Source organism: Aeromonas sp. Prich7-2 (genome assembly GCF_017939255.1).
Classification (GTDB): Bacteria; Pseudomonadota; Gammaproteobacteria; order Enterobacterales; family Aeromonadaceae; genus Aeromonas; species Aeromonas caviae.
In genome coordinates, this window is record NZ_JAGKRI010000373.1 from 1 (window position 1) to 1,656 (window position 1,656).

Consider the following 1,656-nt stretch of genomic DNA (forward strand, 5'->3'; position numbering starts at 1 on the left):
TGAACAGTGATTCCGGGATGTTGAACACTGTTTCCGGAAAGGAGGGGCAAAGTGTTCAGGTTGAACCGGAATGAGCGTTCACATTGGTCCGGAAATGGTGTTCACGTTGAATCGGAATTGGTGTTCATGATCGGCCGGAATATGCATGGTGACCGGCGTCAGCTACAACCCGGTGACAGGGGTTGGCAGCGTGACCTACAGCTACACCCTGAACGATAACGAAACACATAACAAACCTGCAAATGATGGGGCTCTGACGGAGAGCTTCAACGTTGTGTTGACGGACCTCGATGGCGACACGACCAGTGCAGGGCTGGATGTCGTGGTGCTGGACGACGTGCCGACGGCGGTGAGCGACGTCAACCTGACGGTGGCGAGCGAGAACAACCTGGTCCTCAATGGCAACGTCATCACCAACGACGTGCAGGGGGCGGATGGCGCGGCGGTGACCGCGGGCACCCTGAGCGGGACCTACGGCAGCCTGGTGCTCAATGCCAACGGCACCTACACCTACACCCTCAACCCGAACGACGGTGACTTCAAGGCGCTGACCGGGGGCGGGGTGGGCAGCGAAGTGTTCACCTACACCCTGACGGATGCGGACGGAGACGTGAGCACGGCGACCCTGACCCTGACCATCAAGAACGACGATGACGGGGTGACCATCACCAACCTGACGCCCAAGGGCGAGGGCGGGGATGTGAAGGTGTACGAAGACGACCTGCTGGCGACCCGCGGCGAGAATGAGTCGGCGGGGTCGGACAGCAGCAAGGAGTCGACCACGGTGACGGGGGACTTCACCATCAGCGCGCCGGACGGGGTGAAGACCCTGAGCGTGGGTGGCATCAACATCGTGGTGAACGGGGTGGTGGCGGGCTTCCCGCTGAGCGGGGTGACCACGCCGCTGGGCAACACCCTGACCATCACCGGGTACAACCCGGCGACCGGGCTGGTGAGCTACAGCTACACCCTGAACGACAACGAGGCGCACCCGACGGCGAACGGCAACAACAGCCTGTTCGAAGACTTCGCGGTGAGCCTGGTGGACAGCGACGGGGACTCGGCCTCGAACACCCTGAGCGTGCAGATTGTCGATGACGTGCCGACGGCGGTGAGCGACGTCAACCTGACGGCGGCGAGCGAGAACAACCTGGTCCTCAATGGCAACGTCATCACCAACGACGTGCAGGGGGCGGATGGCGCGGCGGTGACCGCGGGCACCCTGAGCGGGACCTACGGCAGCCTGGTGCTCAATGCCAACGGCACCTACACCTATACCCTCAACCCGAACGACGGTGACTTCAAGGCGCTGACCGGGGGCGGGGTGGGCAGCGAAGTGTTCACCTACACCCTGACGGATGCGGACGGAGACGTGAGCACGGCGACCCTGACCCTGACCATCAAGAACGACGATGACGGGGTGACCATCACCAACCTGACGCCCAAGGGCGAGGGCGGGGATGTGAAGGTGTACGAGGACGACCTGCTGGCGACCCGCGGCGAAAACGAATCGGCGGGGTCGGACAGCAGCAAGGAGTCGACCACGGTGACGGGGGACTTCACCATCAGCGCGCCGGACGGGGTGAAGACCCTGAGCGTGGGTGGCATCAACATCGTGGTGAACGGGGTGGTGGCGGGCTTCCCGCTGAGCGGGGT

General features: G+C 63.4%; 1 protein-coding gene. It reads left to right on the plus strand.

The window, feature by feature from the left end; all coding sequences use genetic code 11:
* Nucleotides 1-145: 145 nt before the first annotated feature.
* The coding region (locus tag J9892_RS23915; protein WP_210539154.1) for an Ig-like domain-containing protein at nucleotides 146-1,656 on the plus strand (1,511 nt) is incomplete at its 3' end.